Raw genomic sequence first — 14,615 nt, 5'->3', positions numbered from 1 at the left:
CGACGATCCATTGCAGCCCGGTCAACTCGATGTGCAGCCGCTCCTGCATGTCGGGCAGCGCCGCCCCGCGGCGCAGATCGTCGCCCTGCTCTCGGAGCCGCCGCCCCGATCTGCGCCGCGTCGCGGGCGCCGACGCGCGGGGCGCCGTCGAGGAGGGCGCGGGCCAGGCGGGGGTGCAGGCCGACGCGCGCCAGCCGGCGGCCGCGGTCGGTGGCGCGGCCGTCCCGCAGGGCCCCGAGGGCGTGCAGGGTGGAGCGGGCGGCGTCCATCGCGGCGGCCGGGGGCGGGTCGGGCAGGGCGAGGCCGGTCGCGCCGGGGTCGCCCCAGCAGGCCGCCTGGAGGGCGAACCCGGTGAGGTCCGCCAGCTCGATCTCGGGGCGGGGACGGGCCGGGAGCCGGTCGTGCTCGGCCTGCGTCCAGCACCGGTAGACGGCGCCCGGGGCCTCGCGCCCGGCCCGCCCGGCGCGCTGGTCGGCGGTGGCGCGGGACGCGCGGACGGTGGTGAGCGAGCCGAGGCCGCGGGCGTGGTCGGTGCGCGGCTCGCGGGCGAGGCCGGAGTCGACGACCGCGCGGACGCCGGGGACGGTGAGGCTCGACTCGGCCACCGAGGTGGCGAGGACGATCCGGCGGCGGGACGCGGGCGCGAGCACCTCGTCCTGCACGCGCCCCGGCGCCTGGCCGTGGATCTGCAGGATCTCGGCGGGCGCGCCGGACAGCAGCCCGGCGACGCGGGCGATCTCGCCGACCCCCGGCAGGAAGCACAGGACGTCGCCGTCGCGCTCGGCCAGCGCCCGGCGGGCGGTCGCGGCGACGTGCGCGAGGAACCCCGGGTCGACGCGCATGCCGTGCGGCGGCGGGAGGGGGCGCGGCGGCGGCGCCCAGACCGTCTCGACCGGGTGGAGCGCCGCCGCGGTCTCCACGACCGGGGCGCCGCCGAGCAGGCGCGACCACGGGCCGGTGTCGGCGGTGGCCGACGCGGCGACCAGGCGCAGGTCGGGGCGCAGCGCGGCGCGGACGTCGAGCAGGAACGCCAGCGCGGTGTCGGCGTCCAGGTGCCGCTCGTGGCACTCGTCCAGGATCACCGTGCCGACGCCGTCGAGCTCGGGGTCGGACTGGAGGCGCTGGAGGACCACGCCCGTGGTGACGACCTCGACGCGGGAGCCGGGGCGGGTCTCGCCCCGGACGGTGACGCCGACCCGGCCGCCGACACGTTCGCCGAGGAGCCAGGCCATGCGGCGGGCGGCGGCGCGGGCGGCGAGACGGCGGGGTTCCAGGACCAGGACCCTGCCGGGCGCCGGCGGGGTGCCCTGCCCCTGCGCGAGGGCGAGCCCGGCGAGGGCGAGCGGGACCAGGGTGGTCTTCCCGGTGCCGGGCGGCGCCGCCAGCACCGCCGCGCCGTGCTCGTCCAGAGCCGCGCGCAGGGCGGGGACGGCCTGGCGGACGGGGAGGCCTTCGGCGGCGCTGAGGTGCATCGTCCCAGTGTGCCGCTCCGGCCGCGCCCCGGAGCAATCAATTGCAATGAAAAAGGCTTTGAATGTTGCGGTGATAGTTGCACCGCGCCTTTCAGCCAATCTCCGAGGCTCTTCTCCGGTGTTCCCCGAATCGTCTCACCCAATCACACCCGAACGGGCAGGTGAGCAATGCCCCAGACCCAAGAAGTGGCGCGGGAGTTTGATTTAAGTCACCTCGCAAAGTGTGGCGGGAATGCCGCGGCATCCCCATACTGGTGGCGTCTAAGCAGGTGCTGGGAGGACGGACATGTTCGGCAGCTCCATCTACCTCAGGGACCGTCCCGCTTTCACCGGCGGCTCGCCGCAGGCGGTGTACGAGGAACTCTGGCAGCGGGGCCGAAAAGGACGATTGCGGACACGCGCCTTTCTGGCGGTGGCGACGCTCGTGCTGTGCGGGCTGCTCGTCAACGCCGTTTTCGGAATCGCGATGGCCGTTGTGGTGGCGACCGCGGACACGCTCGTCCATTGGCGCATTTACAGCGCGTCGCGGGTGTGGCGCCTCGGGCTGCGCGGCGACCAGCGCATGGACCGGTTCCTGCGCTACACGCTGGAGCGGCGCGGGTACCGCGTGCTGCACGCCCGGACGGTCCCCGGGCACGGCATCGCCGACGAACTGGTGGTGGGGCCCGGCGGCGTCTGGCTCGTGCACAACGAGGCGTGGTCGCCCGGGGCCGAGGTCTCCCAGCACGGCGGCAGGCTCTTCATCGACGGCCGGACGCAGACCAAGCTCGTCCGCGGGCTGACCGCGCGGGCCGAGGCCGCCGCCGAGGCGATCTCCCGCGCCGCCGGGACGCCGGTGACGGTGACGCCGGTGCTGGCCGTGCACGGCGGCAAGCTCGCCCGCACGCCGTTCACCGCCGACGGCATCGTGTTCGCCCCGCCGCTGAAGCTGATCCGCTGGATGCGCCGCAACCCGACCGCCGACCGCTCCCCCGAGGAGATCGAGGCGATCGCCCGGGCCGCCGTGCACGCCCTGCCGGTCGGCTCCCCCGGCTCGGCCCAAGCCGCGGCGTGACCGGCCCCTCTGGCAGGAGGACGGCATGACCCACAGACACCTGTGGCCGGAGGGCTCACACGCCGCCGCTCACAGGGCGCCCACCGCCCGCGGGGGTTCCGCCACCTCTGCGGGCGGTGCGGCGCAGCCACAGCAGGCCCACGACGGGCAGGATCAGGGGCACGAACCCGTAGCCGCGCCCGTAGACGGACCAGACGGTCTCGTCGGGGAACGCGGCGCGGTCGGCGATGCTGAGCGTGCCCACGGCGAGCACGCCCGCCAGCTCCGTCGCGCAGGCGGCGACCGCGATGCGGAACGAGGTCCGGCCGCCCCGGGCCAGGGCCACCGTCGCCACGACGTAGACGGCGGCGGCGACCGCCGACAGCAGGTAGGCGACCGGCGCGTCGGAGAAGCGGGTGGCGATCTGCACCCCCGCCCGCGCACCGGCCGCGAGCGCGAAGACCGCGTAGACGGCGACCAGCAGCCGTCCCGGCCCGCCGGCGGTGGCGCCGGGCCGGGCACCGCCGCCCGTGCGGGCCTCGGCGCCGGCGCGGGCGCCGTCGTCCGCGCGGGCCAGCGGCTCCCGGACCGCGGTCTCGGGGACGGGCGCGGTCTCGGGGACGGGCGCGTCCTCGCGGACGGGCTCGGTCTCGCGGGCGGGCTCGTGTTCGGGGTCAGGCACCGGTGCCGCTCCACAGCTGGTTCATCCGCACGATCATGACGGCGACGGCCACCCCGGCCACGACGAGCACGGTGGGGCCCCACCGGGTGCGCTCCAGCAGCCCCCACCCGGCGCCGGCGACGGGGATCAGCAGCGATCCCAGCAGGTAGCCGACGAAGGTGGCGGGGCCGTCCGGCCCCTCGCCGCCGGAGAGCTTGACGAAGGCGACCACGGCCTGCGCGACGAGCAGCACCTCCAGGACGCCGAACGCGCCGAGGTCGGCGGCGCCCATCGCCCGGCCGCGCAGCGCCGTCACCAGCGCGTAGCCGGCGGCCAGGAGGGCCGCCACGATCGTCGTGGCGGACAGCACGTTCGTCACGGCACCAAAGAGTACTACCGGCTGTAGAGCAACCGCGCCGCCGCCCGGCGGGCCCGGCTCCGGCGGCCCGGCTCCGGCGGCGCGGGATCGGCGGCGCAGGATCGGCGGGCCGGCGGGCATGGCAGCATGGCGGGCGTGAACGCGCTGCGATGGCTGACCCTGACCCGGCACGGAGAGAGCACCGGCAACCTCGCCTACCAGGCCGTCCTCGGCACCGACGCCGAGGAGGTCGACATCCCCGAGCGGGACGCCGACGTCCCGCTGTCGGACACCGGGCGGGCGCAGGCGGCGGCGCTCGGCCGCTGGCTGGAGGAACTCCCCGAGGACGAGCGGCCCACGAGGGTGATCGCCTCCCCCTACGTGCGCGCGCTCGACACCGCCCGGATCGCGCTCGCCGAGACGTCCTTCGCCGCCCCGCGGATCCAGGTGGACGAGCGGATCCGCGACCGCGAGCAGGGCGTCCTGCAGGGGCTCACCCCCCGCGGCGTCCGCGCGCGGTTCCCGGACGAGGCCGAGCGGCTGCGCCACCTCGGCAAGTTCTACCACCGGCCGCCCGGCGGCGAGTCGTGGGCCGACCTGGCGCTGCGGCTGCGCAGCTTCTACCGCGACCTGCAGGCCGGCGCCCCCGGCGGCCGGGCCCTGGTCGTCGCCCACGACGCGATCATCGTCATGACCCGCTACCTGGTGGAGGAGCTGACCGAGGAGGAGGTCATGCGGATCGAGAAGGAGCCCGTCGCCAACGCGTCGGTCACCCGCTGGCGCCACGACGGGAGCGGCCTCGCGGCCGTCTGCTACAACGACTGCGCCCACCTCGCCGCCGCGGTGCCGCCTCCTACGGCTCGCCGCTGAGCAGCCGGGCGCTGCGCGAGTTCACGGCGGCCAGCCGCGGATCCCCCGGCGGCAGGACGCCCCGCAGCCGCTCCAGCGCCTCCAGGTCGCCGCGGCCCGGCTCGGTCTGCGCGTAGGCCCACAGCACGTCGGCGCCGCCGCCGTCGAGCACCTGCCGCCGGACGCGCACCGCCAGCTCGTCGCGTTCCGCGCGGACGGCGGGCGCGTCCGAGCGCGGCAGCATCTCGCCCCCGTACAGCCGCACGGCGCCGGCGACGTCCCCCTCGTCCAGCAGCCGCCGGACGGCGAGGAAGTCGGCGTCGACCGCGCAGTCCAGCCGGTAGGGGCGGGCGCGCACCACGTCGCCGAACTGGTGGCGGAGCCGGTGGATCTCGGGGCGGACGGTCGCCGCGCTGCCCTCGTCGCCGTACAGGCACAGCGACAGCCGGTCGCCGCTGAGGCCCCGCGGATGCAGCGCCAGCAGCGCGAGGATCTCTGCGTGCCGCAGCGTCAGGTCGAACCGCCGCCCGTCCAGCAGCGCGTGCGGTCCGTCGCCCAGCAGCGCCAGCGTCAGCAGCGGCGCCCCGGCGGCCGCGGGCCCGGCCGACAGGCCGCGCCCGGACCGGGCGCCGTCGTCGACCCGGCCGCGCGCCCCCGGGATCCGCAGCAGGAACGCCTCGCCCAGGGGCTCGGCGACGGCGGTGCGGCCGTCCGGCAGCACGACCGTCCCCCCGGGCTCGGGGACGGCGACGCGCCGGCCGACCAGCCCGCCCCCCGGCGCGGCGAGGATGCGGCCGGTGACGGTGGCGAGGACGCCGGTGCCGCGCAGCCCCCGCAGATGCGGCAGGAGCCGCTCGCGCAGCCGCTGGTCGCGCACCAGCATCTCGTTCTCCAGCCGCGCCTCGGCCAGCCGCGCCGCGGCGGCGACGAGCGCGACGGTCGCCGGGTGCAGCGCCTGCACCGTCGCGCTGACGTCGATGCAGCCGACCACACGCCCCGAGTCGGGATCGGTGATCGGCGCGCCGGCGCACGACCAGCGGTGCAGGACCTGCGCGACGTGCTCGGCGGCGTACACGTACTCGGGCCGGCCGGAGGCGAGCGCGGTGCCGATGCCGTTGGTCCCGACGGCGTCCTCCGACCACAGGAAGCCCGCGGTCAGGCCGATGGCCTCGGCGGCGCGGCGGGCGAAGGCCGGGCCCTGCGTCCACAGCACGTGCCCGGCGGCGTCGGTGATCACCATCAGGTGCTCGGTCTCGTCGGCGACCCGCCGCAGCAGCGCCTGCAGCATCGGCAGGTGCGGTTCGAGGGGGTGGACGCCGCGGGCGTCGGCCAGGGAGTCACGGTCGAACACCAGGGGCGCCGCGTCCATGCCCGCGTCGACGTCGGCGTCCCTGGAGCGCCGCCACGACTCGGCGATCGGCGTCCGGACGGTCCCCGGCTCGCGCACCACCATCAGCCCTTTCTCCCGGAAGGAACTCCGGCTCCGTTCGAGCATCGGTCCATCGCCTGGGCGGTGCAACCGATTCGCCGGATCCCGCCCGACCGGATCAGGGCACGGTCCGTGATCGGATGATCGCAACGTGCATGCAACGTGGGAGCGCCTACCGTGAGCGGCGCCGGGCAGCCGGAGGACCATCCTGTGGGTCCGCCGTCCCGCACGCGTCCGGGGGGAATGCGTGCGGGACGGCCCCGGCTCCCGGCGCTACGGGGGGAGAACCGACCCATGCTCTGCCTGACGTGCCACCGCGTCCGACCGGCCGCGAGCCGGGCGGACTACACCGCCGAACGCGCCTCGCTCATCGTGCGGCAGGGGCTGTGCGCCTGCGGCGTGCCGCCCGCCCCGCGCGCCTTCTCGCACGGGCGGCGGCCGCCGGTCCGGGAGGCGCCGCGGGCCACGAGATAAACCGGTGAGTTCACAAAACGTTTACGGTCGATTCGCCTACAGTTTTAGGAGATTCCACCCGCCGGCCCCGGAAGGGAGCGCCATGACCGTGATACCGGGTCTCGTCCGCCGCGCCGCCGCCGAGGTGGAGCGCCATCTGCGCGAGGGCGCCGGCGCCCTCGTCAGAGCCGGGCGAGATCTGGAGCGGTCGGCGGAGCTCGTCCGGCTGCTGCCCGTCCTCGTCGAGCGCCTGTCGATCCTAGAGCAGTCGGTCCGCGTCCAGGACGCCGAGCTGCGCACGATCCGCACCGAGCTCGACTCGCTGGTGGCGCAGCTCAACGACCGGCTGCTGCCGCGCCTGGACGAGCGCATGGACGACACCGAGCGCGACCTGGCCGCCATCGCCACCAGCCTGATCCGGACCGGCCGGGAGTCCGCCGGCGACCACGCCCGGCTGGAGGCCGCCGAGCGGCGCGTCGCCGACCTGCGCGCCAAGGTCGCGGCGCTGGAGCAGCGGACCGGGCTGTGGCGCGACCTGCAGTCCACCGTCACCCGGTTCGGCGACGACCTCGACGCGATGCGCGCCCGGATGGCGCTGCGCACCGCCGAGCCGCCGCCGGACGCCGCGCCCGCCCCGCTGCAGGACCTCACCGACCGCCCGGCATAAGGAGACATCGGCGGGCGTCCTGGAGAATGGGGGCATGACTCAGCCGTCCGACATCCGTCCGTCCGCCGCGCGCGGTTTCGCCAGCGACAACCAGGCGAGCGTCCACCCGGAGGTCCTCGCGGCCCTGGCCGAGGTGAACACCGGGCACCAGCCCGCCTACGGCGACGACGCCGTCACCGGCCGGCTCCGCGAGGTCGTCCGGCGCCACTTCGGCGAGCAGGCCGAGGTGTTCCCGGTGTTCAACGGGACGGGCGCGAACGTGGTGTCGCTGCAGGCGATGTCGGAGCGGTGGAGCGCGGTGGTGTGCCCGGAGCCGGCGCACATCAACACCGACGAGTGCGGCGCGTCCGAGAAGATCGCGGGACTGAAGCTCGTCACGGTGCCGGCCCCGGACGGCAAGCTCACCCCCGAACTGGTGGACCGGTACGCGACGGGCTTCGGCAACGTGCAGCGGCGCGAGCCGGCCGTCGTGTCGATCACCCAGAGCACCGAGCTCGGCACCGTCTACAGCGTGTGGGAGACGGCGGCCGTGGCGGCGGCGGCGCACGAGCGCGGCCTGTCGGTCCACATGGACGGCGCCCGCATCGCCAACGCCGCCGCGTCCCTCGGACTGCCGCTGCGCGCCCTCACCACCGACGCGGGCGTGGACGTGCTGTCGTTCGGCGGCACCAAGAACGGGCTGCTGCTCGGCGAGGCGATCGTCGTCCTGAACCCGGGCGCCGTGCGGGGGCTGGCCTACCTGCGCAAGTCGAGCATGCAGCTGGCGTCCAAGATGCGGTACGTGTCGGCGCAGCTCATCGCGCTGCTGGACGGCGACCTGTGGCTGCGCAACGCCGCGCACGCCAACGCCATGGCCCGCCGCCTGGAGGGCGCCGCCCGCGCCGTCCCCGGCGTCGAGATCACCCAGGACGTGCAGGCCAACACGGTGTTCGCGCTCATGCCGAAGGACGCGGCCGAGCGGCTGCGCAAGCGGTTCCCCTTCTACACCTGGAACGAGGCGACCGGCGAGGTCCGCTGGGTCTGCTCCTTCGACACGACCGAGGACGACGTGGACGCGTTCGCCGCCGCGCTCGCCGAGGAGATGGCGGCCTGACCGGCCCGGTCATCCCGATCATCGGGAGCGCCCCCGCCCGCCGGGCGGGCCGCGGGCTATGGTGTAACCGAACATGATTCGGTTACAGGAGGCGAGCCCGATGGCCAACCGCACCTTCGTCGTCGGCGTGGGCATGACCAAGTTCGAGAAGCCCGGCTCCCGCGACTGGGAGTACCCCGACATGGCCAAGGAGGCCGTCGGCAACGCCCTGGAGGACGCGGGCGTCGGCTACGACGCCGTCGAGACGGCCTACGCCGGCTCGATGTACGGATCGATGGGCCAGCGCGCCCTCTACGAGACCGGCATGACCGGCATCCCCGTCATGACCGTCATGAACGCGTGCGCGACCGGGTCCAGCGCGCTGTTCCTCGCCCGCCAGGCCGTGCGCGGCGGCCTCGCCGACTGCGCCCTCGCGCTCGGCATGGAGAAGATGAAGAAGGGCTCGCTCGGCGCCGGCATGGGCGAGTCCAAGGTCACCATCATCGACCACCACCTGCGCTCCATGACCGCGGGCCGCGAGTGGGAGCTGGACAAGGCGCCCATGCCGCAGATGTTCGGCAACGCCGGCCGCGAGCACATGGAGAAGTACGGCTCGACCCCCGACCACTACGCCTGGATCGGCTGGAAGAACCACAAGCACTCGGTCAACAACCCCTACGCGCAGTTCCAGACCGAGTACTCCCTCGACGACGTCAAGAACGCCACGATGATCTTCGACCCGCTGACCAAGCTCCAGTGCTCCCCCACCTCCGACGGCGCCGCCGCCGCGCTCGTCGTCAGCGAGCGGTTCCTGGACGCGCACGACCTGTGGGACCGGGCCGTCGAGATCGCCGGCCACCACATCGCGAGCGACACCCAGGAGAGCTTCGCCGACCACTCCTCCATCCAGGTCGTCGGGTTCGGCGTCTCCCAGCGCGCCGCCCGCAAGGCGATGGACGAGGCCCAGGTGTCCATCGACGACGTCGACGTCATCGAACTGCACGACTGCTTCAGCGCCAACGAGCTCATCACCTACGAGGCGCTCGGCATGGCCGAGGTCGGCGAGGGCCACAAGCTCGTCGATGACGAGGCCACCACCTACGGCGGCAGGTGGGTCGTCAACCCCTCCGGCGGCCTCATCTCCAAGGGCCACCCCCTCGGCGCCACCGGCCTCGCCCAGTGCGCCGAGCTGACGTGGCAGCTGCGCGGCAAGGCCGGCGCCCGCCAGGTGGACGGCGCCCGCGTCGCCCTCCAGCACAACATCGGCCTCGGCAGTGCCTGCGCCGTCGCCGTGTACAAGCCCGCCACCGCCTGACCCGCGAGTAGGCACAGGGCCAGGGCCGTTCGCCCCGTCCCTCCGCACGAGGCTCGGCTAGGCCTCACGTGGAGGGACGGGGCGAACCCGTCCCGGGCCGCGCGGCGGCCGCCGACGGACGGGCGATCGTGCGACAAAGATTGACTTTTGTCTCACAGTCGTTACGGTGACAGTAAGCAACCGCCGGCAGGAGGTGCGATGACCGCCCCGCCCCCGCCCCCCACGGTCGTCGCCGCCGCCGCCCGCAGGCCCGCCCGCACGGCCGCCCGCGCCCCGCTCGGCCCCGGCACGCTCCTCTGGCGGCACGCCGCCGACCTGCGCTCCCTGCTCCCCGGCGCCGCCGCCGGGCTGATGCAGCTCATGCACCCCGGCATCGGCGCCGGCGTCACCGAGCACTCCGCGTTCTTCGACGCCCCCTTCGACCGGATCCACCGGTCCGTCCCGCAGATCTGGGCCACGATCCTCGCCCCGGACGGCGCCGCCCGCGCCCGCACCATCCGCGACCTGCACCGCGCCATCGGCGGCGTGGACGAGCGCGCCCGCCGCTACCACGCCCTCGAACCCGAGACGTTCTGGTGGGCGCACGCCACGTTCACCTGGGAGATCTTCAAGGCCGCCGAGACCTTCCACCCCGGCACGCTCACCGCCGAGGACCACGAGCGGATGTACGCCGAGACCGTCACCTGGTACTCCCGCTACGGCGTCAGCATGCGACCCGTCCCCGCCGACTACGCCGCCTTCCAGTCCAAGTTCTGGCACGTCTGCACCCGGACGCTCGAACTCACCCCCGCCGCCGCCCGCGCCCTGGAGATCGCCAAGCACGGCTCCGGCACCGTCACCCTGCTGCCCGTCGGCGGCCCCCGGATCGACCGCGCCGGACGCCTCGCCATCGAGCGCCCGCTCCGCCTGATCACCTTCGGCTGCCTGCCGCAGGTCGTCCGGGACCGCTTCGACATCCCCTGGTCCCCGCTCGACCAGGCCCGGTTCGCCGCGCTGGCCCTGGCCAACCGGCAGGGCTACCGCATGATGCCCACCGGCCTCAACCACTGGGCCCTGCGCAGCATGCTCCGCTACATCGGCGCCCAGACCCGCCAGGACCGCTACCGCCCGGCCGCCTGAGCGGCGCCGCACGCCCCGCAGGTCACGCAACGTTCTTGCCGAGGGGGGCCGGAGGTCGCCCGCGCTTCAGGCGGGCAACCGGACACTGAGGTGTGGAGACGATCACAGCCGGCGCCGTCCCCGCGTCGCCCGCCGAGTTCCCCGGCCTCGGCGCCGGCGCCGCGACACCGTCCCTCACCCGGCGGATCCACCAGGCCCGCTGGGCGGCCGCCGGGCTCCTGCTGACCGTCCTCGCCGCCGCCGTCCTGGCGACCGCCGGGCCGCTGCGACCGGCGCTCGCCGCGCTCGGCCACATGCGGTGGGGGTTCCTGCCGGGCCTGGTCCTGCTGTCCCTGCTGCACTACGTCTGCTCCGCGGTCGCGCTGCGCGGCGCGGCGGGCCGCCCGCTCCCCCTGGTCAGGACGACGATGACGCAGCTCACCGCGTCGGCCGCCAACCGCGTCACGCCCGGGGGCCTCGGCGCCGCGGCCGTCAACACCCGCTACCTCGTGTGCCGCGGCCTGCCGCTGCCCCGCGCCGCCGTCGCCGTGGCGGTCCTCCAGGTCGCCGGCGTCCCCGCCGACCTCCTGCTGACGGGCGCGGTCCTCGGCCTCGGCGCCGTCGTGGCCCCGGGCGGCGGGAACGACCGGATGCTGGACGCCCTCGGGCACCACGCCTCCCGGGCCGCCGGCCTCGTGCCGCCCCTCCCGCTGCTCGTCGCCGTCGGCGTGCTGCTGCCGGCCGCCGTGCTGTGGGGCCGCCGCGCGGTCCGCTCCACCGCGGCCCGCAGCGCCGCGGCCGGGCTCGCCGACCTGTGCCGCCGCCCGCGGGACCTCGCGGTCACCCTCGCCGCGTCCGCGGGGACCACGTTCGTCCTCGGCGTCGCGTTCGCCCTCAGCGTCCTCGCCGTCCCGGGGACGGCGGTGGGCCCGGCCGACGCGCCGACGCTCGTCGCCGCCTACCTGGTGGGGGCCGCGGCGGGCTCGGCCGTCCCGACGCCCGGCGGCGTCGGCTCCACCGAGGCCGCCCTCGTCGCCGCGCTCGCCGCCCTCGGCATCGCCGCGGGCCCGGCCCTGCACGCCGTCCTGCTGTTCCGGGCGGTCACGTTCTGGGCGCCCGTCCCGCTGGGGATCCTGGCCTGCCGGACGCTCCGGCGGTGACTCCTTCATCGTGCTGAGCACGCGTGCGGCCCTCCCTCGTTGCGTGAGGAAGGGCCGCCGGTCGGGGCTGGAGGCCCGGCGCAGTGCCGTGCTTCCAGTTCTGTGTCACTGCCCGACGACCCACCCGAACCGCGCGGGTCGCCTGACGCGGTAACGCCGATCGCCGATCAGGTCCTCATCGGCGTAGTCCACCGCGGCCTCGACGACCGCGCTGACGGTTCCGCCGACGATGCCCGGCTTGAGACCGCTGCCGAACCAGCCGGAGACACGGCCTGCGGCGCTCGCCGGCAGGACGGCCACGCCGAAGCGGAGAAGGACGCCGGCCTTGCCGAGGAGCTCCTCGATCTTGACGCTGCCGCCGCAGACGACGATCTGGCTGCGACCCTTCGCCTTCTTGACGAGCCCGGTGCCGCCGTCGCTGAGACCGCCGTCGATGGGCGCCTTCTCGACGACGCAGGCTTCGCTGGTGACCTCATCGATGATGACGATGGCACGACCGCTGGCGTTCTCGTAATAGCCCTTGCCAGCGAGTTCGTCGATGGTGACGGTGCCGTTGCCTTCGTTGTGGACACGGCCACGGTCGGTGACCTTGCCGATGGTGACGGTGCCGGCCTTGAGGACGCCGTCACCGCCACCGTTCCAGTTCCGGACGAACCCATGGCCGGTGACCTTGCCGATGGCGACGGTTCCACCACCCGGGTTGAGGAGGCGGCCGCTGTCGGCGACCTCCTTGATGATGAGGGTGCCGAGGCCTGCGTTGCACACCTCGCCAGTGACCTTCTTCACGGTGATGGTTTCGTCACGCGCGGGCGTGAGAACGAAGCTGCCGTCGAAAGGGCACTCCCTGTAGGAGATGGTGCCGTAGCTTTCACGGTGGCCCACGATTGCCTCCTGCGTGTTGTTTGTCGTTGACGCCCCCATCCGTGTAGGAGCGCCGTGTTGAACCGTCCGGATCAGGGACGACCACGCAATGCGGCGGGCGGCGACGGCGTCGCCACGCCCGGCGCCTTTACGTTGTAGATCAATTACAGCCGGAAGACCTTGCGGGCGTTGCCCGCGAGGAACGCATCCCGAGCGTCCTCGCCCAGGCCGAGGTCGTCCAGGCCCTTGAGCGCGCGCTCGGCGGTCAGCATCGGGTAGTTGGTGCCGAACATGACCTTGTGGTGCCGGTCCTGGGCCATGTACCGGACGAGCTCCGGCGGGTACCGGCGGACCGTGTACGCGGACGTGTCGATGTAGACGTTCGGGTGTTTCCGGCACACCGCGACCATCTCCTCCGTCCACGGGTAGCCGATGTGCCCGCCCACGATGACGAGCTCGGGGAAGTCGAGCGCCACCTGGTCGACGTACGGGATGGGCCTGCCCGTCTCGCTCGGGCGCAGCGGCCCCGTGTGGCCGACCTGCGTGCAGAAGGGGACGCCCAGCTCCACGCATTCGGCGAACAGGGGGTAGAACCGGCGGTCGGTGGGCGGCAGCTCCCACAGCCACGGCACCACGCGCAGGCCCTTGAAGCCCAGTTCGCCCACGCACCGCCTCAGCTCCCGCACGGCCTCCATCGGCTTGCGCAGGTCGACCGAGGCGATGCCGGCGAGCCGACCGGGCGCCTGCCGCACGAACGACGCGACCTCGTCGTTGCTCACGAGGTCGCCCTGGGGCCCGTACCAGGCGCTGATCAGGCCGACGTCCACTCCCCCGGCGTCCATCGCCGCGACCGTGGCTCCGACCGGGACCTCCTCCGCCGGCGGTTCCTGCCCGGTCCACCTCCAGAGCGAGTCGAGCATCTCGTGCCGCAGGAACCGCACCGTCCCGTGCTGCATCCACGCGTCAATCACCATGGGGACCTCCCACCGACCGCCATGCGGCCTCGCTCAGCGATTCGACCTGCCCGCCGTCCGGTTCGGGGCACTGGCCGTTCAGCCAGAGCCGGCACAGTTCCTGCGCGGGCCCGAGCCACAGGACGAACGCGGTGACCGCGTCCACGTCGAGCAGCGCGCCGTGCCGCGCCTGCACGCGCCACCAGCTGCGCACCTCGCGGAAGAACGCGCCGTTGCGCTCGGCCAGCCCCGCGCTCCCGGCGGGACGTTCGGTGAACATGAACCGGGCCCGGCCCGGATGCTCCCTGCACCACCGCACGTGGAACGCCACGACCGAGGCCACCGCCTCCCTCGCGCCGCCGTGCGCCTTCAGCTCGGCGAGGAAGGCGTCCTGGTACATCCCGATGCTCTCGACGAACAGCGCCTCCGCCACCTGCTCCTTGCCGGAGAAGTGGTGGTAGAAGCTGCCCACGCTCACCCCGCTCGCCGCCCTCAGCCCGCTCAGCGTGGTCCCGGCGACCCCGTCGCGCCCGAACAGCTCCAGCGCCGCCCGCAGGATCCGCTCCCGTCCGGCCTCCGTCATAGAACATTATTCTGCCACGCCAGAACAATGTTCTGTACAGGGGCCTTCCGGGGCCCTGCTAGCCTCATGACCATGTCCAGCCCCGAGTCCGACAGACGCTGACTCCCGGGCGGCTCCCCTTCGTGCGGGCCGCCTGAGGCGGGCTGCCTTCCTCGCCCTCGCATCCGAGGGATCTTCTTCTGCCGTCGCCGTCCGTGCCGACGCCGGACGGCCGTCTCGGCGCAGCCCCCCATCGACAGCCGACCTGTTCGCCGTCTCGGGAGTCTCCCCTTGCCTTTCGCCGTCTACGTCCTCGGGCTCGCCGTGTTCGCCCAGGGCACCTCCGAATTCATGCTGTCCGGGCTCGTCCCGGGCATCGCCGCGGACCTGGGCGTGTCCATCCCCGCCGCCGGCCTGCTCACCTCCGCCTTCGCCGTCGGCATGGTGATCGGCGCCCCGTCCATGACGCTGCTGGCCCGCCGGTGGCCGCGCCGCCGCGCGCTGCTGGCGTTCCTGGTCGCCTTCGTCGCCGTCCACGCCGTCGGCGCCCTCACCACCAGCTACGCGGTGCTGCTGGCGACCCGCGTCGCCGCCGCCCTGGCCAACGCCGGGTTCTGGGCCGTCGCGCTCGCCACCGCGACCGCGCTCGCGCCTCCCGCCGCCCGCGCCCGC

At 74.5% G+C, this 14,615-nt stretch carries 16 protein-coding genes; 9 read left to right on the top strand and 7 right to left on the bottom strand.

Annotated elements, in window-relative coordinates:
* The coding region (locus AB0K37_RS33485; protein WP_363987815.1) for a helicase-related protein at positions 1–1,472 on the bottom strand (1,472 nt) is incomplete at its 3' end.
* Positions 1,473–1,758: 286 nt separating this feature from the next.
* Between AB0K37_RS33485 and AB0K37_RS33480 the strand changes: the two genes are divergently transcribed.
* Positions 1,759–2,526 carry a nuclease-related domain-containing protein gene (locus AB0K37_RS33480; RefSeq protein WP_363987814.1) on the top strand — a complete coding sequence of 256 codons (768 nt, stop codon included), beginning with the start codon at positions 1,759–1,761 and terminating at the stop codon, positions 2,524–2,526.
* A gap of 55 nt (positions 2,527–2,581) precedes the next feature.
* Here the strand turns inward: AB0K37_RS33480 and AB0K37_RS33475 are convergent, their stop codons facing one another.
* Positions 2,582–2,989, bottom strand: coding sequence for a hypothetical protein (locus tag AB0K37_RS33475; protein ID WP_345183670.1), 408 nt, complete (start codon positions 2,987–2,989; stop codon positions 2,582–2,584).
* A gap of 190 nt (positions 2,990–3,179) precedes the next feature.
* On the bottom strand, positions 3,180–3,545 hold the full coding sequence (locus tag AB0K37_RS33470) for a hypothetical protein (protein WP_363987813.1): 366 nt from the start codon (positions 3,543–3,545) through the stop codon (positions 3,180–3,182).
* 126 nt (positions 3,546–3,671) lie between these two features.
* Between AB0K37_RS33470 and AB0K37_RS33465 the strand changes: the two genes are divergently transcribed.
* Positions 3,672–4,394, top strand: coding sequence for a histidine phosphatase family protein (locus AB0K37_RS33465; RefSeq protein ID WP_363987812.1), 723 nt, complete (start codon positions 3,672–3,674; stop codon positions 4,392–4,394).
* Here AB0K37_RS33465 and AB0K37_RS33460 read toward each other — a convergent pair.
* A complete protein-coding gene (locus AB0K37_RS33460; RefSeq protein ID WP_363987810.1) occupies positions 4,378–5,826 on the bottom strand; it encodes a GAF domain-containing protein in 1,449 nt (482 codons plus the stop codon). The genes AB0K37_RS33465 and AB0K37_RS33460 overlap by 17 nt on opposite strands.
* Positions 5,827–6,096: 270 nt before the next feature.
* Between AB0K37_RS33460 and AB0K37_RS33455 the strand changes: the two genes are divergently transcribed.
* The 6 genes from AB0K37_RS33455 (at position 6,097) to AB0K37_RS33430 (ending at position 11,567) form a co-directional block, all read left to right on the top strand.
* Positions 6,097–6,276 carry a hypothetical protein gene (locus AB0K37_RS33455; protein WP_363987808.1) on the top strand — a complete coding sequence of 60 codons (180 nt, stop codon included), beginning with the start codon at positions 6,097–6,099 and terminating at the stop codon, positions 6,274–6,276.
* A gap of 82 nt (positions 6,277–6,358) precedes the next feature.
* On the top strand, positions 6,359–6,922 hold the full coding sequence (locus AB0K37_RS33450; RefSeq protein ID WP_363987807.1) for a hypothetical protein: 564 nt from the start codon (positions 6,359–6,361) through the stop codon (positions 6,920–6,922).
* Between the two features lie 34 nt (positions 6,923–6,956).
* A complete protein-coding gene (locus AB0K37_RS33445) occupies positions 6,957–8,015 on the top strand; it encodes a low specificity L-threonine aldolase (RefSeq protein WP_363987805.1) in 1,059 nt (352 codons plus the stop codon).
* A gap of 100 nt (positions 8,016–8,115) precedes the next feature.
* Positions 8,116–9,309, top strand: a complete 1,194-nt coding sequence (locus AB0K37_RS33440; RefSeq protein WP_363987803.1) for a beta-ketoacyl synthase N-terminal-like domain-containing protein — start codon at positions 8,116–8,118, stop codon at positions 9,307–9,309.
* 198 nt (positions 9,310–9,507) lie between these two features.
* Positions 9,508–10,428, top strand: a complete 921-nt coding sequence (locus tag AB0K37_RS33435) for an oxygenase MpaB family protein (protein WP_363987802.1) — start codon at positions 9,508–9,510, stop codon at positions 10,426–10,428.
* A gap of 92 nt (positions 10,429–10,520) precedes the next feature.
* Positions 10,521–11,567, top strand: coding sequence for a lysylphosphatidylglycerol synthase domain-containing protein (locus tag AB0K37_RS33430; protein WP_363987800.1), 1,047 nt, complete (start codon positions 10,521–10,523; stop codon positions 11,565–11,567).
* A 105-nt stretch (positions 11,568–11,672) separates the two neighbouring features.
* Here AB0K37_RS33430 and AB0K37_RS33425 read toward each other — a convergent pair whose 3' ends face one another.
* From AB0K37_RS33425 to AB0K37_RS33415, 3 genes are all read right to left on the bottom strand, one after another.
* A complete protein-coding gene (locus AB0K37_RS33425; protein WP_363987798.1) occupies positions 11,673–12,449 on the bottom strand; it encodes a hypothetical protein in 777 nt (258 codons plus the stop codon).
* Positions 12,450–12,592: 143 nt separating this feature from the next.
* Entirely contained in the window at positions 12,593–13,402 is an 810-nt protein-coding gene (locus AB0K37_RS33420) for an amidohydrolase family protein (protein ID WP_363987796.1), read from the bottom strand.
* Positions 13,392–13,964 (bottom strand): TetR/AcrR family transcriptional regulator, encoded by a 573-nt coding sequence (locus AB0K37_RS33415; RefSeq protein ID WP_363987795.1) that lies wholly within the window; start codon positions 13,962–13,964, stop codon positions 13,392–13,394. Before AB0K37_RS33415 ends, AB0K37_RS33420 begins: the two co-directional genes overlap by 11 nt.
* Positions 13,965–14,234: 270 nt before the next feature.
* Between AB0K37_RS33415 and AB0K37_RS33410 the strand changes: the two genes are divergently transcribed.
* The coding region (locus AB0K37_RS33410) for an MFS transporter (protein WP_363987793.1) at positions 14,235–14,615 on the top strand (381 nt) is incomplete at its 3' end.

The organism is Actinomadura sp. NPDC049753 (genome assembly GCF_040674655.1).
In the GTDB taxonomy this organism is placed as follows: Bacteria; Actinomycetota; Actinomycetes; order Streptosporangiales; family Streptosporangiaceae; genus Spirillospora; species Spirillospora verrucosospora.
Note: the sequence above shows the minus strand (reverse complement) of the source record. Positions and strands in the feature narration are given on the sequence as shown.

Coding starts and splice junctions, on each gene's coding strand:
- AB0K37_RS33480 (WP_363987814.1), top strand. CDS start 1,759: ATGTTCGGCAGCTCCATCTACCTCAGGGACCGTCCCGCTTTCACCGGC.
- AB0K37_RS33465 (WP_363987812.1), top strand. CDS start 3,672: ATGGCGGGCGTGAACGCGCTGCGATGGCTGACCCTGACCCGGCACGGA.
- AB0K37_RS33460 (WP_363987810.1), bottom strand. CDS start 5,826: ATGGTGGTGCGCGAGCCGGGGACCGTCCGGACGCCGATCGCCGAGTCG.
- AB0K37_RS33455 (WP_363987808.1), top strand. CDS start 6,097: ATGCTCTGCCTGACGTGCCACCGCGTCCGACCGGCCGCGAGCCGGGCG.
- AB0K37_RS33450 (WP_363987807.1), top strand. CDS start 6,359: ATGACCGTGATACCGGGTCTCGTCCGCCGCGCCGCCGCCGAGGTGGAG.
- AB0K37_RS33445 (WP_363987805.1), top strand. CDS start 6,957: ATGACTCAGCCGTCCGACATCCGTCCGTCCGCCGCGCGCGGTTTCGCC.
- AB0K37_RS33440 (WP_363987803.1), top strand. CDS start 8,116: ATGGCCAACCGCACCTTCGTCGTCGGCGTGGGCATGACCAAGTTCGAG.
- AB0K37_RS33435 (WP_363987802.1), top strand. CDS start 9,508: ATGACCGCCCCGCCCCCGCCCCCCACGGTCGTCGCCGCCGCCGCCCGC.
- AB0K37_RS33420 (WP_363987796.1), bottom strand. CDS start 13,402: ATGGTGATTGACGCGTGGATGCAGCACGGGACGGTGCGGTTCCTGCGG.
- AB0K37_RS33415 (WP_363987795.1), bottom strand. CDS start 13,964: ATGACGGAGGCCGGACGGGAGCGGATCCTGCGGGCGGCGCTGGAGCTG.